We start from the raw sequence: 22,376 nt of genomic DNA on the forward strand, positions 1-22,376 counted from the left end.
GATATAGAGTAATTACTTGTAATCATTTTAAAGTCGCCCAGCTATATCCAGATGCTTACCAAAAGAGCTTGCAGAGCGTTTTGGCGTTTGTCAGAAGGCCATTTGGCAAGCTCTTAAAAAAATGTGATTGACCTATAAAAAACTCTAGGTCATCCGAAAGCCGACGAAAACACTTGACAAACGTTTCAACAAAAAACAACAGTATGAAAAAGAAGACAAGCATATTGTTTTTATTGATGAATGTGGTTTTTCACACGATACCCAGGGGACTTACGGCTATTCCCCGAAAGGTCAATGGTGTGTTGGCCTCAAGAACTAAGGCGCTAAAGGAAGAACAAATGTTATCGGCGCTTTATTGGGCATAACGCTGTTTGCTATCGGATTATTTCATATCAATATTAACAGCGATGTTTTCTATGCATGGGTCACCCAAGTCCTTATCCCAGTACTTCCTAAAAACAGTGTAATCATGATGGATAATGCAACTTTTCACAAGAAACAGAGTATTCAACAAGTCATCATCGATGCGGGGCATATGGTGGAATATTTGCCTACCTATTTTCCAGATCTTAATCCAATTAAACATAAATGGGCACAAGCTAAATGCAAAAAAAGAGCGCTCGGATGCGAAACAGATATTTTGTTCGCACTCAATATGGTGTAATCAAAATTAAGTCGCTTAGCTATAGCATTCATACCTTCGCTAGCTGACAGGAAATCCATAAAAAATCAGATACTTTACGCCAGACGCGGCCCTTTAAAAAAGTTAATAACGTTCAGAAGTGGGATTTCTTTCCCATTCTGTCAAGTCTATGGAAGCAACAATATCAACATGCGGAATATCAAGATAATGAGTAGTATTCAATTCCAGATTATCATTAACAAACATACTATTGCAGCTATTTAATACAGCTATCAATAAGTAATCTACCGCCAAATAACGATATTGACAAAACAGTACCACCCCACCTTCTGCAAACAGATATTTTGCCAATTCATCCTGCAAACGAATAGTAGCCGCACGGCTAAATCCCAAAAAGTTTTCATCTCCCTTTCTCAAAGCCACTAATGCTTCAGGTAATTCGCTCGCTTGATTAAAAGTGGCAAAGGCTTTATTTTAGCGCCATAAATTCGATGCAATTCTGCCATCATTTCTTGCACTATATTATCCGTGCCTAATAAAGAATCACGCAGCACAACCTCTAGTGTTTGTTCATCACGTTTGATCAACTGATGTAAAGCAATCTGGCAAATATCCAGACTCATCATTTACTCCTTATTTTCTTTATGGCATAAAGATCAATGGTCTTCAGACATCGATAACTTTTTCCGGCAGCTCAATTGATATCTATTGATATAACATTTTTGTATTATGGGCAGGCATATAATAACATTTGTAACTTATGGAAACCGGTCAATTTAAAATGTTACTAAATAAAATTATCCAGTTAAATTAGAGAAAACAGCTACAGCAAAAAACACAATAATACGCTAAAATATAAAACTTTATTAATTCAGGATTTTTATTATGCCACAATCATCCCGTTATAGGGATGAGCAAATTGAACATGTACTCCTAGAATTAGTCAAGGTATTAGAAAAATATAAAGCTTCAACTGATCTATCATTGATAGTATTAGGTAACATGGTGACAAACTTAATTAATGCAGCTGTTACACTGACTCAGCGTAAAACTATTGCAGAATCTTTCGCTCAGGCGTTACTTGCTTCTGTTAATGAAGAAAAAATTCACTAATTTAGCAGATAAAATATTACATGGTGACCAACTCTCGAAACTATCGTGAAAAAGTCTCCCAAATGATAAGCTGGGGACACTGGTTTACGTTATTCAATATAGTACTCAGTTTAGTATTAAGTAGCCGATATCTGTTTGTTTTTGATTGGCCGGGTACGTTATTCGGCCGTATTTATGCTATTGTTAGCTGGCTTGGGCATTTTAGCTTTGTTATTTTTGCCTGTTATCTTTTAATCATCTTTCCTATTACTTTCATTATTGGTTCACAGCGACTGCTAAGATTTCTATACACCATCCTTACCAACACCATACTGATTTTTCTCATTTTTGATATTGCGTTTTTTTCTCGCTATAACCTCCATTTAACACCACTACTATGGGAGTTATTAATAAATCCTAAAAACGGCGAAATGGCGAGAAAATGGCAGTTGATGTTTATTTGTGTGCCTATCATTTTTTTAATTGAGATGTTGTTTGCTACCTGGAGTTGGCAAAAATTACGCAGCCTAAACCGTCAACGATTCACTAAACCCTTGGCAGGTATCTTCATCACAGCATTTTTTGCTTCGCATTTAATGTATATTTGGGCTGATGCAAATTTTTATCGCCCAATAACTATGCAACGAGCTAACTATCCCCTATCTCACCCAATGACAGCGAGAAAATTTCTTGAACGCTATGGTTATCTCGATCAAGTGGAATATCAACGCAAAATACAACAAGAAGGCAACCCTTCAGCACTGTCTATTGAATATCCACTCAAACCACTTAGCTATCAAAAACAAGCACCAAAGTATAATTTATTATTATTGGTCGTTAATAATCTTAACTATCAAGATACCACTGAAGGTATGCCAGCATTGAATACTGTTAAATCAGTCAGTACGCAATTTAATCAACATCTCAGTACAGGTATCCAAAACCAACTAGCGCTATTTAGCTTATTCTACGGTTTAGCGCCTAGTTATTTAGATAGTATACTTAATAGCAGAAAACCTTCCGCCCTAATTGAAGCATTAAAATATCAAAACTATCAATTTGGTCTGTTTTCATCGAATGGTTTTAGCTCACCATTATTTCGTCATGCAATTCTGGCAGATTATTCGTTACCCGAAAATACTGCCGGTAATGATTATCAAACTACCAATGAATGGGTAAAATGGTTAGATAGCATAGAAAACCAGACTCGGTGGTTTTCTTTTCTTAATCTTAATGGTTTTGATAATCATAAATCGCAAAGTGACAATAAGTTACAATTAGATCATGAGATTAAACGCATAATTGATGCGCTAAAACAAAAAAATATGTTAAACAATACCGTTGTCGTCATTACGGCAAACCATAGTAGCAATCCAGAAACTCATGAAACAACAAAATGGCTCACTAACGGTAAATTTAATCTTAAACAAATGAAGGTGCCTTTATGGGTATATTGGCCTAATACCCCGCCACAGCAAATTAATAAGCTAACCAGTCATCAAGATATTATGACCACCTTAATGCAGCGTTTACTTTATGTTGATAATTCACGAGAAGACTATTCTCAAGGCGAAGATCTTTTTACCCCTAAACGTAACCAACCCTGGGTTTTATCAGGTGATCAACAAGTATTAATTATTAACGTTACTAATAAAACACTTTACCTTAATCAAAATGCAGAGGTTTATATCTTTGATGATAAAGGCAATAAAATAACAGATGCAAAACCTAATTTAACTCAACTGCTAAGAGCTTTTTCCGAATCTACCCGTTTTAATACTAATTAATGCTTAAAATCAAGCGGTCGTAGTACTTGCTATTGATTTTAACCAAAAAAACGCTAGTATAGCGAGCCTATATCGGCATGTAGCGCAGCCTGGTAGCGCACCGTCATGGGGTGTCGGGGGTCGGAGGTTCAAATCCTCTCATGCCGACCAAGATATAAAAAACCAATCATAACTGATTGGTTTTTTTGCCTGAAATTTCTAGTGGGAAAAATGGGGGAAAAATCCCTGCCAAAAAATGATAAAAAACACAATTTTTTAAAGAATTTTATGCAATCAAACTACTTGTTTATAAAGTGTTGACTAATCGTCATACTTATAAAAATTTTCTCTATATACATTAAATATTCTTATTTATTGGGAGTGTAACGCACGAGAACACACTTAGAAACTCTGAGAGCTACTTGTTGCCGATATGGAAAAACAAAAAATGAACTGGTTTAAATACCCATTGACGAAAGAAGAAATCATGCGCTATATACCTAAGCGTCTTAATTTTGATTACAAAATATATGTTTTTCTCCAATATAAATTTAGTGATATAGAGTAATTACTTGTAATCATTTTAAAGTCGCCCAGTTATATGATTAATCCGTGCAAAAACAATATTAGATGGCAACCTTTCAAAACGATATAAACCCTATTTTGCCAAAAAATTAAACTACGTAAAACACGCCTTATTTGTAGCAAAATATAAGCTAAAGCAGACTCAAGATCGCCTCACGTTCTTCTTTTTTCATAACATACTTTCTTCTATCAGCCTCCAAATTGCTATTTTCAACGGAAACAATCGTATGCTTAATAATTTCGGCTAAATAATATCTTTTAATTGCCTGTTTTTTGTATAAGATGCCCCACGAATCAGCAACAAAAAATTGTCTTTCAAATTCAGTGATTATTCTTTTACAGGTGTTACGATGAATTAAGTAACAACAGGCACAAAAAATTTTATCCCGACTATAAGTTAATAGACGAAAGGTCATATTAGCGATCGTTATTTTATTAAAAAAATTAACGAAATTTGCTTTCTTGAACTCAGCCTTTCTTGACCAACTAGCAAATAAACATAATCTTTTTTTAATAAATCACTTTTACCCTGTTCCAGCGCTTTGATTAGAGGGGATAATTTTTTTATCAATGATAACATCGTCCTCTAGGATCAATCCCCATTCGATATCATTTTTTACAATATGTTGATAAATTGATTGATGGCTCAAACTACAAGGAATTTCATTCATTCCGCTTGCCTTCACATCAAACTTACCTGAATTAGCGGATTCAAACCAAGGTATGTCACCCTGAGTTAACTTAGCGCCTTCGATGGCATCAACTATCGTGAAAGGTAAAGCTTGTGACGAGAAAGCTTTACTAATTTGTCTTCTTCTATCTGTATCCTTTTTTTAATGAAACAATAAAAATAGGGCAAGATTTACTTATTAACGCCACAAAAACTTTATATTTAATAATATGTTAACTAAATTATAACTAATCAATTTTATTTTACTACTATTTTATCAGCAGAATAATATCATTTATTCTAGTATTTATTGTAATATAAGCATAATAATTTCAAAAAAACACAAAATAATTTTTATGTTGAAATTTAATATAAATTGTTATTTACTTTATTTATCCATTATGATATTTATCTATCATAAAAATCAAAACAGAAACTAATTCATCTTATATTTTCTATTTTCAAACAATGACTTAATTTGACATAAGAAAAAAATTGATTAACAACAGATCAGAAACCATTTTAAAACATCTCATCACTAAAAAATATTATATTTACTTTCAATAAGATATAAATTTTTCTTCATTTCTAAAAAATATAATGATTATTAATCAATTTTTATAAAGTATAATGGTTATAGCAATGGTTTTTTCTTTTCACTAACGCTAGAATCAGTAACAATTTACGATAAAATTAATGCCAACTTTGCCAAAAGGAAACTTAATGTATTTCAATAGTAAGGAGATGATACTAACAAGCGATGAATTTTCATCGGCTAAGGTAAAAAATTGCCAGTTTCATATTGCTTATGGCGCAGATATGAATTTCTCTCTTGGTACTGCGATCTCTATCTGTTCGATTCTACATTTTAATAAAGATTATACCTTCCACTTTTATATCTTCACTGATATGATTTCTGGAGGTGAACTAAAAAAATATGATGAACTAACAAAAATATATAATACAAAAATAACAATATTACTTATCGACACTCTGCAGATAAAAAAATTACCAACCAATAAATTGTGGTCTCATGCAATCTATTTTCGCTTTATCATTGCAAATTATTTTCACCAAAAAATAAATAAAATATTATATTTAGATTCAGACATTATTTGTTCGGGTGATATATCAGAATTATTCACCACCAATTTAAGCTGTCATATTATTGCGGCTGTCACTGACCGAGAAGAATACCTATGGAAAAAACGGGCTGAAATGCTAGCAACACCAGCAATAGCTAATGGCTACTTTAACTCTGGCGTTATGCTGATCGATACCGATAAGTGGTATAAAAATAAAGTAACTGAGAAAACGATAAATATATTACTTGATGAAAAGACAAAAGCAAAATTTATATTTTATGATCAGGATGCATTAAATATATCTCTGGTAAATCAAGTTTTATTTTTAGAGAAAAAATTCAATACCCAATTTAGTATTAATTATGAATTAAAAAATAGAACATTATTCCCTACCATTGATAATGTAAAATTCATTCATTATATTGGCCCAACCAAGCCATGGAATAATTGGTCTGAATATCCCAGTACAGATCTGTTTATTAGAATAAAAGAAAAATCTCCTTGGAAAAGGATCCCTCTTATTGGGGCATCAACCTCCAGCCAATATCGATATTCATCTAAGCATATGTTTAATAAGAAAAAATATATTCAATGGCTATTGAATTATCTCTATTATTTTGTTATTAAAGTTTTATATAAATAGCAAATGGCATAAACCATGAAATTGGATAATCGTCATTTGACGATAGACAATCATCTATTTTTATAGATAGATTTTCAATCTATAGATATAAAAAATTTTTCAATTTAATTTACTTTCATAATCTATATATTCGAATTGCGCTTTGGTCAATGTTAAATTAATGGCTTTAACAAAACTTTCAATCTGAGCAACAGTAGTTGCACTAGCAATCGGTGCGGTGATCCCACATTAAAAGCCATTAACCATGCAAGGGCGACTTCCGCTAAGGTAGCTTGATGAGCATCAGCAACTACCTGCAACGCCTTAAGAATTCTTTCACCTCTTTGATTAAGATATTTATCGATATCACTTTTTCTAAGACTACTATTTAAATCACTTTGACGACGATATTTTCCGGTTAAAAAACCAGATGCCAAACTATAGTAAGTAACAACCCCAATATTTTCTTTGATACAGAGTTTCTTCAACTTATCATCAAAAGCGGCACGATCGTAAATATTATATTCTGGTTGTAATACCTGGTATCGCGGTAAATTCTGACTATTCGCCACATCTAACGCTATTTTCAATTGCGCTGCATCCAAATTTGAGGCGCCTATAGAGCACGAATTTTGCCTGTTGCTAAAACCTTCTGATAAGCGTTTAACGTCTCTTCATAAGGTGTATTGATGTCAGGCCAATGAGAAAAATAGAGATCAATGTAATCTGTTTGTAAACGCCGTAATGAATCTTCAACCGCGTTTATAATCCAGCGAGAAGAAAGCCAACGCTTACCAGGCGAACCTAAATCTGCGCCCACTTTGGTAAAAATAATTAATTTATCTCTGGCAGGAATGTTTAGTTAGCCAATTTGCAATGATAGTTTCAGATTCTCCTCCACGATTACCTGCTGCCCAACTTGAATAAACATCTGCCGTATCAATTGCAACTAAACAGTTATCATAGAGAGCATCTAAGATAGTAAAATTCTCTTTTTCATTGATAGTCCAACCAAATACGTTACCACCAAAAACAAGTGGTGGGATAACAAATCCAGTTGAACCTAACCTACGCAATTGCATATTTCCTCACTTGTTTTTAAATAAAGCGAATGTAATATAGCTGGGCGACTTTAAAATGATTACAAGTAATTACTCTATATCAGTAAATTTATACTGGAGAAAAACATATATTTTCTAATTAAAATTAAGACGCTTATCTATAGCTCATATAAATAATGTCATCAAAATTAAGTCGCTTATATATACGATGGAAGAAGAAGGGTTGAGTATCCGAGAAACAGCGAAGCAATTTCGGATTGGCTCTGCATCTGTATCGCGTTGGATTAATCAAATAGAGCCAAAAGCATCGACTACGCGTCAGCGAAAAATCGATAAATCCGAGTTGATAAAAGATGTTGAACAATATCCAGATGCTTACCAAAAAGAGCGTGCAGAGCGTTTTGGCGTTTGTCAGAAGGCCATTTGGCAAGCTCTTAAAAAAATGGGATTGACCTATAAAAAAACTCTACGTCATCCGAAAGCCGACGAAAACACTCGACAAACGTTTCAACAAAAAACAACAGTATGAAAAAGAAGGCAAGCATATTGTTTTTATTGATGAAAGTGCTTTTTGATACGATACCCCGCGGACTCACGGCTATTCCCCGAAAGGTCAACGGTGTGTTGGTCTCAAGAACTGGGGAACTAAAGGAAGAACAAATGTTATCGGCGCTTTATTGGGCACAACGCTGTTTGCTATCGGATTATTTGATATCAATATTAACAGCGATGTTTTCTATGGATGGGTCACCCAAGTCCTTATCCCAGTACTTCCTAAAAACAGTGTAATCATGATGGATAATGCAACTTTTCACAAGAAACAGAGTATTCAACAAGTGATCATCGATGCGGGGCATATGGTGGAATATTTGCCTACCTATTCGCCAGATCTTAATCCAATTAAATATAAATGGGCACAAGCTAAATGCAAAAAAAGAGCGCTCGGATGCGACACAGATATTTTGTTCGCACTCAATATGGTGTAATCAAAATTAAGTCGGTTAGCTATACCTAGAAGATTTTAGTGGTACTTTTACAGCAAGATTGCATTTATTAAATGTTAAACCCTATTTAACTCACAGATATAGTACAGCAATTTAAATATGTTAATTATAACTTACCAATAGCCCAATAACTTCCACCATAAACCACCAATGACTAACCAAATTAAAAGATTAACCACACTTAATATAAACCCCACTTTCCACCATTCAGCTAAGGTTGTATAACCAAAACCAAAAATAATCGCCGCAGTACCTGTAGCATAATGGGTTAACGAAATCATTAATGATGAAGAGAAAGCCAGGATCAAATAAAGCAAAATAGGTGGCGTGCCCAATGCTAATCCAGCAGTAAAAAATGCTGCAAACATTGCCATAATATGGGCTGTGGTGCTGGCAAAAAAGTAATGAGAATAAACATATATTAAAACAAGTAACAACATGCCACCAATCGAGCCGATCCCCAGATGATCAATAGCGTTTCCAGCTGTTTGAGAAAAGCAATTAGTCAACCCAAGCTTACTTAGAAAAGATGCCATCATGACCAGTGCAGAAAACCAAGTAATTGTATCCCATGCCCCCTTGGTTTTCAAAATATCATCCCAAGCTAATACCCTGGTACAAAGTAAAACGGAAAGACCGATAAATGCCGAAGTCGTAGAGTTAATAATAAAAGCGCTACCAAAAATAATCGCAGGCAAACCAGTCCACATCAGCAAAAGCATGGCAAATATCGGCTAAAGTAATTTTTTCTGCTACTGAAATAGGCCCTAACTTGTGTAATTTTTGTTTCGCGAAATTTGGTGCATCGGGTGTTACTTTAATTTCAGGTGGATAAATCCAATAGATATAGCTAAGCGACTTAATTTTGATTACACGATATTGAGTGCAAACAAAATATCTGTGTCGCCTCCGAGCGCTCTTTTTTTGCATTTAGCTTGTGCCCATTTATCTTCAATTGGATTAAGATCTGGCGAATAGATGTAGCTGTGCGACTTTAAAATAATTACAAGTAATTACTCTATATCAGTAAATTTATATTGGAGAAAAACATATATTTTGTAATCAAAATTAAGTTGCTTAGCTATATCAAATAATCCGATAGCAAACAGCGTTGTGCCCAATAAAGCGCCGATAACATTTTTTCTTCCTTTAGCTCCCCAGTTCTTGAGACCAACACACCGTTGACCTTTCGGGGAATAGCCGTGAGTCGGCGGGGTATCGTGTGAAAAACCACTTTCATCAATAAAAACAATATGCTTGCCTTCTTTGTCATACTGTTGTTTTTTGTTGAAACGTTTGTCGAGTGTTTTCGTCGGCTTTCGGATGACGTAGAGTTTTTTATAGGTCAATCCCATTTTTTAAGAGCTTGCCAAATGGCCTTCTGACAAACGCCAAAACGCTCTGCACGCTCTTTTTGGTAAGCATCTGGATATTGTTCAACATCTTTTATCAACTCGGATTTATCGATTTTTCGCTGACGCGTAGTCGATGCTTTTCGCTCTATTTGATTAATCCAACGCGATACAGATGCAGAGCCAATCCGAAATTGCTTCGCTGTTTCTCGGATACTCAACCTTTCTTCTTCCATCGTAAATATCACTTTACGTCTAAAATTAATTGAATAGCTCATATAAATAATGTCATCAAAATTAAGTCTCTTAGCTATATTTAGACTAACAGAAATCATTATTGAAATACCTATTAACCAGATAAGTTGATTTGAAAAACCGCTCAATGCATCATTAATGGCTTCCGTCGGATTATTAGGATTAGTTACCCCCGTAATAGCAATTAATGTAATTGCGATAATGGAGATTGCACTTATTGGTAAGGCTTTACCTATGATAGCTATTATAGTCCCAATAAAAAGCGCAAATAATTGCCAAGCATTTACCTCAACACCGTCAGGAGTAGGAATAATAAACCAGATGATGAGAGTGATTGTAATAGCAATTATGGTTGATAAAGGTTTAAATGGGGTCAATTTATCCATATTGTATTATCCAATTGGTGAAATATATCTACACAAAAAATAATTAATAACTTATAAATTAAAAAATCACGCTAACAAATCATACAACTACTTATTATATAAATTTATATATTAGTAACTATATTGATTTTTATCAAGCTTAATAATAAATATTAATTTATAAGTATATTAAAATATCAAATTTATTCTTTTAATTTTATCTCTTTCTTGTAAGAATAAGTTATTTTTATATATTAAAAATAAGATATGTATTAAAAAAATCACAATAAATTTTATTCATTAATTCACTAAGATAAACTATCTCTATTAGTCTTAGTGATTTTCATAATATAGCAAATTAATCATAATTATTTATGGTTAATTTTATAAAATAACAAATAAGTTTATTTTTTTATTAAAAAAATAGATTTATTTGAAAATCAGAATTACTTTATAAAAATAATATATTGTATATTACAATATAATGTGTAAATCTATTTATTTTTGAATAGATATAAAATAAAAGTCAAAAAAAAGCAGCAAATCAATATCTCCATTTGTGCTAACCCAAAGCCAAGAAAGATGGTGTTTATCATTAACGATAAACACCATCCAATATGATTTTATATCAGTTCAGCTAGACCTATTTCTCTATCCATTCAGTATGAAAGATACCCTCTTTATCAATCCGCTTATAAGTATGAGCGCCAAAATAATCACGTTGTGCCTGAATTAAATTTGCCGGTAAAAAAGCAGAGCGATAACTATCATAATAAGAAATTGCTGCTGTAAGCGTAAGTAATGGAATACCATTTTGTATACCAAAACAGACAATATCCCGTAATGATTCCTGATATTCATCAGTAATACTCTTAAAATAAGGCGCTAACATTAAGTTTGCTAAAGATGGGTTTTGGCTATAGGCATGGGTAATTTTTTGCAAAAATTGCGCCCGAATAATACAACCAGCGCGGAAAATCCTGGCAATTTCACCATAATTTAGCTGCCATTGATATTCATCCGATGCTGCTTTTAATTGCTGAAAACCCTGTGCATAGGAAACAATTTTACCTAAATAAAGTGCTCGACGAACTTTTTCAATAAATTCCTGCTTATCACCTTTAAATGAATTAACAGCCGGTCCAGTCAGGATTTTTGCTGCTGCCACCCGCTGCTCTTTTAAAAAAGAGAGATAACGCGCAAATACTGATTCAGTAATAAGCGTAACAGGTACTCCCAAGTCTAAAGCACTTTGACTGGTGCATTTTCCAGTTCCTTTATTAGCCGCTTCATCCAATATGACATCAGTCAAATAATTACCAGTCTGGTCTTCTTTTTTACGAAAAATATTGGCAGTAATTTCGATTAGATAACTATTTAATTCCCCTTTATTCCATTCAGTAAAAATATCAGCTAATTCTTCATTATTTAATTTTAATGCGTTTTTAAGTATTGAATATACTTCAGCAATAAGCTGCATATCACCATACTCGATGCCATTGTGGACCATTTTAACATAATGACCTGCACCATCGGGACCAATATAGCTGACACAGGGCTCACCATCGGCCTTAGCTGCAATTTGTTGCAAGATAGGCGCCACTAAATCATAAGCCTGTTTCTGTCCACCAGGCATGATAGAAGGCCCTTTTAATGCACCTTCTTCACCACCAGAAACGCCGGTTCCAATAAAGTTAAAACCTTGTGCTGAAAGTTCTTGATTACGTCGAATAGTATCCTGAAAATAAGTATTACCACCATCGATTAGCATATCACCCTTATCCAGATAGGGTATTAAGGAAGCTATGGTTTTATCTGTCGCCTCACCCGCTTTTACCATTAATAAAATACGACGTGGTTTTTCTAATGAATCAACAAATTCTTCAATTGTATAACAGGGGATTAATTTTCTACCTGGATTTTCTGCGATCACTTCATCGGTTTTTTCTTTAGAATGATTAAAAATCGAAACAGAGTAACCTCGGCTTTCAATATTGAGCGCTAAATTACGTCCCATAACAGCCATACCAACTACACCAATTTGTTGTTTTGACATGAAAAACTCCTGTCTGACAATTCGTTACCCACAATTAACGAGCAAATATATTTTTATGTATTGATATATTAACTTACTCTATAGTTTGGTGATAGTGATTTCATGCCTTCAAGGACACGATATTTCGGCTAAAACGATTTAAAAAACGTTATTATATTGAAATTTTTGTTCAAAGTGCCCATTATTCTAATGGTCGGCATAAGCCGTCATATTAGAAGGTAAAATAAATTTTATGGAATGGATCGCTGATCCTACGATGTGGGCGGGGCTTCTTACTCTTATCGTACTCGAAATCGTGCTTGGCATTGATAATTTAGTCTTTATCGCTATCTTAGCTGATAAATTACCGGTTAAATTACGTAATAAAGCAAGGATAACTGGTTTAACCTGCGCCCTTTTTATGCGCATCATCTTATTGTTTAGTCTCACTTTACTCGTTTCACTAACCAATCCTATCATTAATATTTGGGGTCACACATTTAGTGCGCGGGATATTCTGATGCTTGGTGGTGGGCTGTTTCTGCTTTTTAAAGCCACTATGGAGCTTAATGAACGATTAGAAGGTAAAGATGAACGATCTGGCAAGCAACGCAAAACGGCTAAATTTTGGTCTGTTGTCGCGCAAATTATTGTATTAGATGCTATTTTTTCACTTGATTCAGTAATTACTGCCGTAGGCATGGTTGAACATATTGGCATTATGATTGCTGCAGTCACTATTGCTGTGATCTTAATGATTATCGCTAGTAGACCATTAACCCTGTTCGTTAATACCCATCCAACGATTGTTATTCTCTGTCTCAGTTTCTTACTGATGATCGGTTTTAGCTTAGTTGCTGAAGGATTTGGTTATTTGATACCGAAAGGCTACTTATACGCTGCTATTGGTTTCTCTATTATGATTGAATCACTTAACCAATTTGCATTATTTAATCGACGCCGTTTTTTAAAAAGCACCAAATCACTCCGGGAAAGAACCGCTGAAGCAGTATTGCGGGTTTTAGATGGTCAACATGAACGCGCTGAATTAGATCATCGCACCTCTGATTTAATCGCTGATAATGCTGATAATGCTGATAATGCTGATAATGCTGATAATGCTGATAATGCTGATAATGCTGATAATAATGGTATCTTTGATCCACAAGAACGACAAATGATTGTTCGTTTATTAGGATTCGCTCAACGTAATGTTAGTAGTATTATGACTTCGCGCCATGACGTTGAATACATTGATATCAACAAGCCTGCGGATAAGCTACTTTCATTGTTAGAAAAAACACCACATACCCGTCTTGTTATTACGGATGAATCGATAAGCGATGAACCAGTCGGGGTTATACACGTTATCGACATATTAAATCAACAATTAAAAAAGCAAAAACTTAACCTACATGCCTTAATTACCCAGCCACTAATTTTCCCTGAAGGCTTATCACTACTTCAGGCATTAGAGCAGTTTCGTAAAGCTCATACCCATTTTGCCTTTATTGTTGATGAATTTGGCTCTGTCGAGGGAATTGTTACGCTGACGGATATTATGGAAACTATTGCCGGTAATATGCCAATCAGCCAAGCAGAGGTGGATTCTCGTCATGATATTCAACAATTAGAGGATAGCCGTTGGCTTGCTAATGGTTTTATGCCTTTAGAGGATCTGATCCTGTATGTGCCAATTACGCTTGATGAAAAACGAGAATATGAAACGATTGCCGGATTATTAATGGAGCATCTACAACGAATGCCTGTGGTAGGTGAACGTATCAAAATTGAAAATTGGATTTTTGAACCGTTGGAAGTCACCAGCCACCGCCTTAAAAAAGTGTTGATTACTCCCCTGCAACTGGCTAAAAATTATGTTAAACAGAATATTACCTTAACATAACACATAACGCGCTAATCATGGCGCGTTACATTTGTTGAATATTAAGCTAAAACTAATTTTTCGATTTAACTTCTTTTTCTAACCAACTATTTAATGTTTTTTTAACTTGCGATTAAAACTCATCACGCAGCAATTTTTCAATATTCAATTGATATTGTAAATTTTTCCACTTACCATAAATACGCAGAGAAATGGCCAATTGATTAATTTTATTAAAAAAATTATCATTTCCATGCCAGCCTTTATTGATATTAACCAGCAATTTGACGTCTGCTGATTTCCCGGCTAAATTTAGCCAACCGTTGCCATCGATACTCATAGCGTCTGAAGAAGCAACCAGATTTGAGAACGATAGCATACCTTTATTAAGTTTTGTATCAACGGTTAAATTTTCAATATGGGTATTATCGTCAAGATTTTTGTGGGTATCAATTTTATCATTAAGGCGTGAAAAGGCGTGTTGGATCAGTGAAGCTATATTTAATCCTGTTAACTGTGCCTTGGATAACATTACATTAGCGTTACCGGACCAAAAATTTAGCAGCGCAAATTTATCGTATCCAGGCCCTGATAAATTTGCTGCTAACATCAATGAACCATCTAGTTTGGTCGGCATGTCAAAGGATTGCAGCAAAGGAGCCAACCTAACATGATTAAATTTGGGCTTAGCCGTGACAATAACCAGACTATTTTGATAATTTAAACTAATAGGTAATTCAAAATTTCCACCTAATAATCCACCTTCTAGCTGAATAACATTTAATAACGGTTTTTTATTGGTTATCTTAGACTTAAAGCTATCAACAACTAAACCTCGATATATAAGTTTATCGGCAGAGATTGTTGCTTGAAATGGGAATTGCTTTACATAACTTAAATCATAACTATCGGTTTCAACCCTCGCAATAACAGGCTTAGGACTTACTTGAGGCGTTATCTTTGTCTCTGTTAAAGGTTGTAATAAAGATTGCCAACCTAAAATCTTGTCTAGATCCAGTTTTTTGGAAGTAATATTTAATTGATAATCTGGTGATTTACCTAAATGAGCAACTAAATTTCCAGTTAAATTACTATCATTGACGTCAATAGCTAAATTAGACAGGGTTAATATTGGTTGCTGATCATGCAAATAATCAAACAATAAAGTTGCATTGCCTCTAATGCCATCTGTTAGTAAATTAATACCACTAATTTTATATTCTAATTGATTAATTTCCCCAGCAATCTGATGCGGATAATCTGCAATATTTAACTTACTTTTTAAAGAAAAAGTGAGATCTTTCTGATCCTTACTTACATTACTACTAAAATTAACGCTAATGAAATGATCATCTTTCCTGCTGAGCGACAACATAATATTACGCATATTTAGGTGGGTATCATTATCCAACTGCCAAATTAACAAACTATCAGTTAGTTTTATTTTATTAATCTCAAATAACCATTTGCTATCATTATTATTTTTCTTACTAATACGGTTAAGATCTTCTGGAGCAGTCGGGGCATCTGGATTTGATTTTGCTTGACTATCTGGAGTAGCACGCAAAACTGCATTACTGATTACAATCTGTTCAACAGACAGTTGGTGGGAAATTAACGGCCATAAGGAGACATCAAGCCGCATGTTATCTGCACTAATTGCCGGCTTAGTCGCGCCCGGCGCGGTAAGTGAAATCGGCCCAGTAATAATACTTAGCCTAGGCCATACATGCCAACGCATTTCGCCTTGAAAAACTAAATGATAGCCGCTTTTTTGTTCAACTTTATCAATTAAATAGTGACGAAAATCATTGGGATTAACGAGCAACACTAGCGCCGTTAAACCTGCTAAAATAACCACCATCAGAATAGCTAATGTGGTCAAAAATCGTTTCATCACTGTCTCCATCAATGTTATTCAAACAAACAATTAATGACTTCATCTTTAGATAGAGATAGCTTATTTTCTGTGACCTGAAAAAATAAAATTATTTTCGTTATAGCATGATTTCAGCTAAACACCGAATTAATTAACTTAAAATATCACAATTTATGATTACTTTTATCATCTTCACTAATTCTACTCCCTACCGCACCTTGTTGATTTTTATATTTTGCATCTTGACGGCGATTATAGGGGCGATCAGCTGAACCGGATAAAACTTCAAAACTTAATGCGCCAATAACCATACCGGGCCGTAGTGCCAATGGCAGTTTACCTGAATTATAAAACTCTAGCACAATCTGACCGCACCAACCGGGATCAATACGGTGCGCAGTAACATGCACCATCAATCCCAAGCGGGCAAGAGAAGAACGGCCATCAAGCCAACCAACAGCATTATCAGGCAAAGTGACTGATTCTAAAGTGACCGCTAATGCTAATTCACCTGGATGCAAAAAAAAACGCGTCATCATGGCTTAAGGTAATTTCATTACTCATCACCCGATCTAATGCAGCATTAACTTCATTTTTTGGCCCACTTAGATCAATATAAGGTGCAGTATAGCCCTGAAATATTCGAAATTTATTGCCTAAACAAACATCAATCGTTACCCCATTGATCCGTTCGATTGATGGGCGTGGTTCAATAACCAATTTCTTTTCATCAAGCCATTTAACTATATCACGGTCACAAAGTCGCATTTTTCCATCTCCTTGCGAGAATGCCTAATTTATTTATAGATAATTATTGGCAGAACTCCCCTATTTTAGCTTTTAGAATATCAATCGTCACTCGATTTTTTCCGCCACGAAGAACAATAATAATAATAATATAGCTAAGCGTCTTAATTTTGATTACGAAATATATGTTTTTCTCCAATATAAATTTACTGATATAGAGTAATTACTTGTAATCATTTTAAAGTCGCCCAGCTATATCTGCATATTGTTTCGATGGCTCAATAAATTGAAGAAACATTGGACGAACGGTTTTAGTATATTGTTCAATAAGCGAATCTAATATTCTTCCTCGTTCATTGACATCCCGTTTAATTCTTCTTAACTAAGCAAATATCCAGTGGCGTATCAACATAAATGGCAAAATCCATATTATTAGGTAAGCGCTTATCGGTTAATAATAAAATACCTTCAATAATAATTACTTTTTTAGGCTGAAAAAATGGTCTCTCGCTTACGTATATGCTGAGTATAATCATATTGAAACAGATCAATGCTTTTTCCTGCCTTCAACAATTGAAGATGATGAAAAAGCAAATCATGATCTATTAAGTTGGGATGGTCGTAATTTACTTTCACTCGTTCTTCCATCGCCATGTCATGTTGATCTCGATAGTAACAATCCTCAGTAATCACACCAATATTGTCGTCACCCACTTGGGTACGTAATTCATGATAAAGCGTTTTCGCAATAAGACTTTTACCCGATCCTGAAGCACCTGATATACCGACAATAGCGCACTTATTGTGCTGGATCAGCCATTTTAAATAACCTGAGTTTAAATAATAGAAATTAATATAATTAAATATTATGAGCCCCGGAATTATAAGGGGTTATTGCAGTATCTGCCAGCATTTAAAATTAGGTCTGGCTAATTTTCATAACAAAACCTAATAATAATTATCACTTCATATTTATTTTCAATCAATAAGCTATGAAATTAATCAGCTTAAATAGCTCGGAAAGCAATTTCAGTGGGAATTTTTTCTCCTGTCCAATACATCTGAGCAGAAATTGTCGATGTTATTTCTCGATAAATATCAGCGAACTCACCATCAGGATCGCGCATTACTGTCGGTTGACCTTGATCTAAATCCTCACGCAGAGAAATATGTAATGGGATCTTACCTAACAGCTTGCACTGGTATTTTTCAGCCAATATTTTTGTTCCACCTGAACCAAAAATAGGCTCTACGTGACCACAATTACTACAAATATGTAGACTCATATTTTCAATAATACCCAATACCTGCACTTTTACTTTGTCAAACATCGCGATGCCTTTCATCGCATCAAGCAAAGCAATATCTTGTGGTGTGGTAACGACAATCGCCGCGGTAACGGGTATATTCTGTGCTAAGGTTAATTGAATATCAGCAGTTTCAGGTGGCATATCAATCACTAAATAATCTAAATCTGGCCATTCGGTATCTTGTAACATTTGCATCAAAGCCTTGCTAGCCATATGGACGACGCCATATCATCGCATTATCATCATTAATCAAATAACCAATTCAATTAGTCGCTAGCCCATAATAAGCCATTATAGGTACCATATGATGCCCATCAGGTGATGTGGGCCGCTGATTTTTAGTTGCCAACATAGTCGGAATAGAGGGACGATAAATATCAGCATCCAGAATACCTACCTTCGCTCCTTCTTGCGCTAATGCCAACGCCAAATTCACTGTCGTGGTTGATTTGCCAACCCCTCCTTTACCTGAACTGACAGCGATAATATTACGCACTCCATTAATACCAGGAAAATTATTCGCTCTACGTAATGTATTGATATTATGACGTAATTCACACTCTACTGTTTGCGCGCCAGTTATTTTTCATAATTGCGGTGTCAGCTGCTCAATTAATAACTTAAAAGATGTTTTCCAGGAAAAGGGCATGACTAATTCAATATGTAAAACATCATCGAGTAATACACAATGACATAATGCCTTTAATCTACTCAGATTACTTTGCAGTGTCGGATGAGAAAATGTTTCTCAAACTTCAGCGACTTGCTGAGTTAACTTTTTTGCTTTTGTTTGTTTGAAGGATCCTGAATTCATCGCAGCTCCTTTTATTTAGTATTAAATTATCAACAATTAATCACTAAATTATACCAGAGAACAATTTAATTAAGATAAATAGATAATAAAAACGACGCTTATCAAGCAAAATTACGATAAAATAATGATTGATTATTCATGTTCAGGCCTAGCCGGAAAAAACGCAATCAGTTAACATCAAATTATTGTTCAATTTTTATGGGAATTAGATCCTTACTATGTCTCAAGTCGCGAAAAAACTTTTGGTAACCTGTGCGTTACCTTATGCTAACGGTTCAATACATCTTGGCCATATGTTAGAGCATATTCAGGCCGATATTTGGGTTCGTTATCAACGAATGCGCGGCAAGCAGGTTTACTTTATTTGTGCCGATGATGCCCATGGCACTCCAATTATGCTAAAAGCTCAGCAATTAGGTATAACGCCTGAGGAGATGATTAGTAAAGTAAATGAAGAACATCAACACGATATTGCTGACTTTGCCATTAGTTATGATAATTACCATTCAACTCATAGTCTAGAAAATAAAACATTATCTGAACAAATTTATTTAACACTAAAAAAGAGTGGCTATATCAAAAAGAAAACTATCTCGCAACTTTATGATCCTAAGCAAGGTATGTTTCTACCCGATCGCTTTGTTAAAGGGGGTTGCCCAAAATGCCAAGCCGCTGATCAATACGGTGATAATTGTGAGGTCTGTGGAGCAACTTATAACCCAACAGAACTTATCAATCCCCACTCGGTGATTTCTGGTGCAACGCCTGAAATGGGTGAAACGGAGCATTTTTTCTTTGATTTGCCCGCATTTAGTTATATGCTGCAAACTTGGACACGCTCAGGGGCTTTGCAACCACAAGTGGCAAATAAAATGCAAGAGTGGTTTGAGGCGGGTTTACAGCAATGGGATATTACTCGTGATGCCCCTTACTTTGGTTTTGAAATTCCTAATGAGCATGACAAATATTTTTACGTCTGGTTAGACGCTCCTATTGGTTATATGGGGACATTTAAAAATCTATGTCACAAAAAACCCAATATTGATTTCGATAGTTATTGGGAGAAAGATTCTACTGCCGATCTTTATCACTTTATCGGTAAAGACATTGTCTACTTCCATAGCCTATTTTGGCCAGCAATATTAGAAGGTAGTGGTTATCGTAAGCCTACCAATATCTTTGTTCACGGTTGTATCACTGTAAATGGCGCAAAAATGTCCAAATCACGGGGTAGATTTATTACCGCGCGCGCCTATTTAGATCAGCTGGATGCTGATTGTTTACGTTACTATTATACCGCTAAGCTTTCTTCCCGCATTGATGATATTGACCTTAACTTAGAAGACTTTGTCCAACGGGTAAATAGCGACATCGTGAATAAAGTCGTCAACCTCGCGGCTCGCAATGTTGGATTCATCAATAAACGCTTTGATGGTAAGTTATCATCGCAACTTGCAACTCCTGAGCTTTACCAGCAATTTATTGCCGCAGCAGACAAAATTGGTCAACAATTTTGTCATCGTGAATACAATAAGGCTATTCGTGAAATTATGTTACTTGCCGATCTAGCCAATCGTTATATCGATGAGAAAGCACCCTGGGTAGTTGCTAAGCAGGAAGGTCGCGAACAAGATTTACATGATATCTGTTCGATGGGTATCAATTTATTTCGCGTGCTAATGACTTATTTAAAACCTATATTACCGGGACTCACCAACCGGGCAGAAACTTTTTTAAATATTTCACTAAACTGGGATGATATTAGCGACCCTTTGCTAAATCATGAAATTACTCCATTTAAAACTTTATTCCAGCGAATCGAAATGAAGAATGTAACCGCTATGTTAGCGGCATCTAGCGAAAGTATAACGGCGCAAACAATGACTAATCAACAAGATTGCGAAAATTCTTTCCAAGATGTCATCAGTTTTGATGACTTCAATAAAGTCGACTTACGAGTTGCTTTGATTAAGGAAGCTGATTTCGTCGAAGGCTCCGATAAGCTGCTAAAACTCCAATTAGATTTAGGTGATAGCAGCCGACAAGTTTTTTCTGCTATTCGCGCGGCTTATCCTGATCCGAAAGTACTTGAAGGGCGCTTAACAATCATGGTCGCTAATTTAGCACCACGAAAAATGCGTTTTGGCGTTTCAGAAGGGATGGTATTAGCCGCCGGTCCTGGTAACAAACATATCTTTCTATTAACTCCAGATGCTGGCGCCAAGCCCGGTATGCAAGTAAAATAGATTAAGAATAAAAAGCATTAAATTAAAATGGAGACAATTGCATTTTCGCCATTTTGAATCCCAGTGACTACACCAGCCTGGCACATTAAGTGGGCTAATTGTATTATCAGTATGTTTTGTTATAGGACTGGTATGATTTTCTTTTGCAAAAATATTCTTTATATTAGTTGGCAATATTTACGCGCTTTTTTACTCATTTATCTCTGCCTAATAATAGGAAACCTAATATCAAATTTACTGCCTTTTTCTCTGCCAGGAAGTATAATTGGCATGCTGATGTTGTTTAGCTTATTAACCGGTTCAAATCATACCTGTCCACTGGATACAACCAGACTGTCATTTGCTACTCAAAAATATGACATTGCTATTTATTCCAATCGGGGTAGGCATAATGAATTATTATGATATGCTTAGCCAACAAATTATCCCTATTTTACTCTCCTGGATTATTAGTACCTTAATTATTATGATTATTGTTGCTTATAGCTGACACTGTATTCATCGTGACCCTAATATAAATACCTTGGATGCGGTAAGCAGCAGAAAAAACAAATTAAGCAAAAAAATAGGCCAAATAACGAGTAACAACAATGTTAAATCATATCTGGTGGTCACTACCTTTTACCATTATCGTTTTCTTATTAGCGAGAAAATTATCCCAAAAATACCGATTAACTATTTTAAATCCACTGTTAATTTCAATCACTATCATTATTGCTACTTTACTAATAACACATATAGCTAAGCGACTTAATTTTGATTACACCATATTGAGTGCGAACAAAATATCTGTGTCGCATCCGAGCGCTCTTTTTTTGCATTTCGCTTGTGGCCATTTATGTTCAATTGGATTAAGATCTGGCGAATAGGTAGGCCAATATTCCACCATATGCCCCGCATCGATGATGACTTGTTGAATACTCTGTTTCTTGTGAAAACTTGCATTATCCATCATGATTA

Annotated in this window: 13 protein-coding genes, 1 tRNA gene and 13 pseudogenes; 12 read left to right on the forward strand and 15 right to left on the reverse strand. The window is 34.9% G+C overall.

What is annotated here, in order from left to right; genetic code table 11:
* Window positions 1–203: 203 nt before the first annotated feature.
* Together ARSQ2_RS12705 and ARSQ2_RS06115 are read left to right on the forward strand one after the other, a co-directional pair.
* Window positions 204–365 (forward strand): hypothetical protein, encoded by a 162-nt coding sequence (locus tag ARSQ2_RS12705; RefSeq protein WP_238334350.1) that lies wholly within the window; start codon window positions 204–206, stop codon window positions 363–365.
* On the forward strand, window positions 356–664 hold the full coding sequence (locus ARSQ2_RS06115; RefSeq protein WP_238334351.1) for a transposase: 309 nt from the start codon (window positions 356–358) through the stop codon (window positions 662–664). Before ARSQ2_RS12705 ends, ARSQ2_RS06115 begins: the two co-directional genes overlap by 10 nt.
* A gap of 14 nt (window positions 665–678) precedes the next feature.
* Here the strand turns inward: ARSQ2_RS06115 and ARSQ2_RS06120 are convergent.
* Window positions 679–1,266, reverse strand: a pseudogene (locus tag ARSQ2_RS06120) (nucleoid-associated protein); the annotation flags it as partial.
* A 262-nt stretch (window positions 1,267–1,528) separates the two neighbouring features.
* Here ARSQ2_RS06120 and ARSQ2_RS06125 point away from each other — a divergent pair.
* The 3 genes from ARSQ2_RS06125 to ARSQ2_RS06135 all read left to right on the forward strand — a co-directional run bounded on the left by ARSQ2_RS06125 (window position 1,529) and on the right by ARSQ2_RS06135 (window position 3,672).
* On the forward strand, window positions 1,529–1,756 hold the full coding sequence (locus ARSQ2_RS06125) for a YejL family protein (protein ID WP_181994719.1): 228 nt from the start codon (window positions 1,529–1,531) through the stop codon (window positions 1,754–1,756).
* Window positions 1,757–1,776: 20 nt separating this feature from the next.
* Window positions 1,777–3,522, forward strand: coding sequence for an LPS biosynthesis-modulating metalloenzyme YejM (gene yejM / locus ARSQ2_RS06130; protein ID WP_181994720.1), 1,746 nt, complete (start codon window positions 1,777–1,779; stop codon window positions 3,520–3,522).
* Between the two features lie 73 nt (window positions 3,523–3,595).
* A tRNA-Pro gene (locus tag ARSQ2_RS06135) sits at window positions 3,596–3,672 on the forward strand.
* Between the two features lie 247 nt (window positions 3,673–3,919).
* On the opposite strand, the gene ARSQ2_RS13700 is transcribed toward ARSQ2_RS06135, so the two are convergent.
* Window positions 3,920–4,045, reverse strand: coding sequence for a hypothetical protein (locus tag ARSQ2_RS13700; RefSeq protein WP_255487614.1), 126 nt, complete (start codon window positions 4,043–4,045; stop codon window positions 3,920–3,922).
* Between the two features lie 565 nt (window positions 4,046–4,610).
* Window positions 4,611–4,907 (reverse strand): annotated as a pseudogene (locus ARSQ2_RS06140) (glycosyltransferase family 25 protein); the annotation flags it as partial.
* Window positions 4,908–5,500: 593 nt separating this feature from the next.
* On the opposite strand from ARSQ2_RS06140, the gene ARSQ2_RS06145 reads away from it, so the two are divergent.
* Window positions 5,501–6,484, forward strand: coding sequence for a glycosyltransferase (locus ARSQ2_RS06145; protein ID WP_181994721.1), 984 nt, complete (start codon window positions 5,501–5,503; stop codon window positions 6,482–6,484).
* A gap of 99 nt (window positions 6,485–6,583) precedes the next feature.
* Here ARSQ2_RS06145 and ARSQ2_RS06150 read toward each other — a convergent pair.
* Window positions 6,584–7,545, reverse strand: a pseudogene (locus ARSQ2_RS06150) (aldo/keto reductase).
* 187 nt (window positions 7,546–7,732) lie between these two features.
* On the opposite strand from ARSQ2_RS06150, the gene ARSQ2_RS06155 reads away from it, so the two are divergent.
* Both ARSQ2_RS06155 and ARSQ2_RS12710 read left to right on the forward strand, forming a co-directional pair.
* On the forward strand, window positions 7,733–8,053 hold the full coding sequence (locus ARSQ2_RS06155) for an IS630 transposase-related protein (RefSeq protein WP_181994722.1): 321 nt from the start codon (window positions 7,733–7,735) through the stop codon (window positions 8,051–8,053).
* A gap of 109 nt (window positions 8,054–8,162) precedes the next feature.
* Window positions 8,163–8,393 (forward strand): annotated as a pseudogene (locus ARSQ2_RS12710) (transposase); the annotation flags it as partial.
* 248 nt (window positions 8,394–8,641) lie between these two features.
* Here ARSQ2_RS12710 and ARSQ2_RS06165 read toward each other — a convergent pair.
* The 5 genes and pseudogenes from ARSQ2_RS06165 to gndA all read right to left on the reverse strand — a co-directional run.
* Window positions 8,642–9,374: pseudogene (locus ARSQ2_RS06165) on the reverse strand (anion permease); the annotation flags it as partial.
* Window positions 9,375–9,709: 335 nt separating this feature from the next.
* Window positions 9,710–9,883, reverse strand: a pseudogene (locus ARSQ2_RS12715) (hypothetical protein); the annotation flags it as partial.
* Window positions 9,874–10,158 (reverse strand): IS630 transposase-related protein, encoded by a 285-nt coding sequence (locus ARSQ2_RS12720; protein ID WP_238334354.1) that lies wholly within the window; start codon window positions 10,156–10,158, stop codon window positions 9,874–9,876. The pseudogene ARSQ2_RS12715 and the gene ARSQ2_RS12720, both read right to left, overlap by 10 nt.
* Window positions 10,159–10,194: 36 nt before the next feature.
* A pseudogene (locus ARSQ2_RS12725) lies at window positions 10,195–10,521 on the reverse strand (anion permease); the annotation flags it as partial.
* Between the two features lie 622 nt (window positions 10,522–11,143).
* On the reverse strand, window positions 11,144–12,556 hold the full coding sequence (gene gndA / locus ARSQ2_RS06180; protein WP_181994725.1) for an NADP-dependent phosphogluconate dehydrogenase: 1,413 nt from the start codon (window positions 12,554–12,556) through the stop codon (window positions 11,144–11,146).
* A gap of 232 nt (window positions 12,557–12,788) precedes the next feature.
* Between gndA and ARSQ2_RS06185 the strand changes: the two genes are divergently transcribed.
* On the forward strand, window positions 12,789–14,441 hold the full coding sequence (locus ARSQ2_RS06185; RefSeq protein ID WP_181994726.1) for a TerC family protein: 1,653 nt from the start codon (window positions 12,789–12,791) through the stop codon (window positions 14,439–14,441).
* 112 nt (window positions 14,442–14,553) lie between these two features.
* On the opposite strand, the gene asmA is transcribed toward ARSQ2_RS06185, so the two are convergent.
* The 5 genes and pseudogenes from asmA to apbC all read right to left on the reverse strand — a co-directional run.
* Window positions 14,554–16,317 carry an outer membrane assembly protein AsmA gene (gene asmA, locus ARSQ2_RS06190; protein ID WP_181994727.1) on the reverse strand — a complete coding sequence of 588 codons (1,764 nt, stop codon included), beginning with the start codon at window positions 16,315–16,317 and terminating at the stop codon, window positions 14,554–14,556.
* Window positions 16,318–16,463: 146 nt separating this feature from the next.
* Window positions 16,464–17,067, reverse strand: a pseudogene (dcd, locus tag ARSQ2_RS06195) (dCTP deaminase).
* A gap of 43 nt (window positions 17,068–17,110) precedes the next feature.
* A pseudogene (locus tag ARSQ2_RS06200) lies at window positions 17,111–17,188 on the reverse strand (uridine kinase); the annotation flags it as partial.
* Between the two features lie 111 nt (window positions 17,189–17,299).
* A pseudogene (gene udk / locus ARSQ2_RS06205) lies at window positions 17,300–17,862 on the reverse strand (uridine kinase); the annotation flags it as partial.
* A gap of 191 nt (window positions 17,863–18,053) precedes the next feature.
* Window positions 18,054–19,098: pseudogene (apbC, locus tag ARSQ2_RS12730) on the reverse strand (iron-sulfur cluster carrier protein ApbC); the annotation flags it as partial.
* A gap of 290 nt (window positions 19,099–19,388) precedes the next feature.
* On the opposite strand from apbC, the gene metG reads away from it, so the two are divergent.
* From metG to ARSQ2_RS12735, 3 genes and pseudogenes are all read left to right on the forward strand, one after another.
* The gene (gene metG, locus ARSQ2_RS06220) at window positions 19,389–21,416 is read left to right on the forward strand and encodes a methionine--tRNA ligase (protein WP_181994729.1); all 2,028 of its coding nucleotides are present in this window, start codon (window positions 19,389–19,391) and stop codon (window positions 21,414–21,416) included.
* Window positions 21,417–21,548: 132 nt separating this feature from the next.
* Window positions 21,549–21,903 (forward strand): annotated as a pseudogene (locus tag ARSQ2_RS06225) (CidA/LrgA family protein); the annotation flags it as partial.
* A 103-nt stretch (window positions 21,904–22,006) separates the two neighbouring features.
* Window positions 22,007–22,102 (forward strand): annotated as a pseudogene (locus tag ARSQ2_RS12735) (CidB/LrgB family autolysis modulator); the annotation flags it as partial.
* A gap of 74 nt (window positions 22,103–22,176) precedes the next feature.
* Here the strand turns inward: ARSQ2_RS12735 and ARSQ2_RS12740 are convergent.
* Window positions 22,177–22,376: transposase (locus ARSQ2_RS12740; protein ID WP_238334352.1), on the reverse strand; the 200-nt coding region annotated here is incomplete at its 5' end.

It is taken from the genome of Arsenophonus endosymbiont of Bemisia tabaci Q2, from assembly GCF_902713415.1.
Lineage (GTDB): Bacteria > Pseudomonadota > Gammaproteobacteria > Enterobacterales > Enterobacteriaceae > Arsenophonus.

Coding starts and splice junctions, on each gene's coding strand:
- asmA (WP_181994727.1), bottom strand. CDS start 16,317: ATGAAACGATTTTTGACCACATTAGCTATTCTGATGGTGGTTATTTTA.
- ARSQ2_RS06125 (WP_181994719.1), top strand. CDS start 1,529: ATGCCACAATCATCCCGTTATAGGGATGAGCAAATTGAACATGTACTC.
- ARSQ2_RS06145 (WP_181994721.1), top strand. CDS start 5,501: ATGATACTAACAAGCGATGAATTTTCATCGGCTAAGGTAAAAAATTGC.
- ARSQ2_RS06155 (WP_181994722.1), top strand. CDS start 7,733: ATGGAAGAAGAAGGGTTGAGTATCCGAGAAACAGCGAAGCAATTTCGG.
- ARSQ2_RS06185 (WP_181994726.1), top strand. CDS start 12,789: ATGGAATGGATCGCTGATCCTACGATGTGGGCGGGGCTTCTTACTCTT.
- metG (WP_181994729.1), top strand. CDS start 19,389: ATGTCTCAAGTCGCGAAAAAACTTTTGGTAACCTGTGCGTTACCTTAT.
- ARSQ2_RS12705 (WP_238334350.1), top strand. CDS start 204: ATGAAAAAGAAGACAAGCATATTGTTTTTATTGATGAATGTGGTTTTT.
- gndA (WP_181994725.1), bottom strand. CDS start 12,556: ATGTCAAAACAACAAATTGGTGTAGTTGGTATGGCTGTTATGGGACGT.
- yejM (WP_181994720.1), top strand. CDS start 1,777: ATGGTGACCAACTCTCGAAACTATCGTGAAAAAGTCTCCCAAATGATA.
- ARSQ2_RS12720 (WP_238334354.1), bottom strand. CDS start 10,158: ATGAGCTATTCAATTAATTTTAGACGTAAAGTGATATTTACGATGGAA.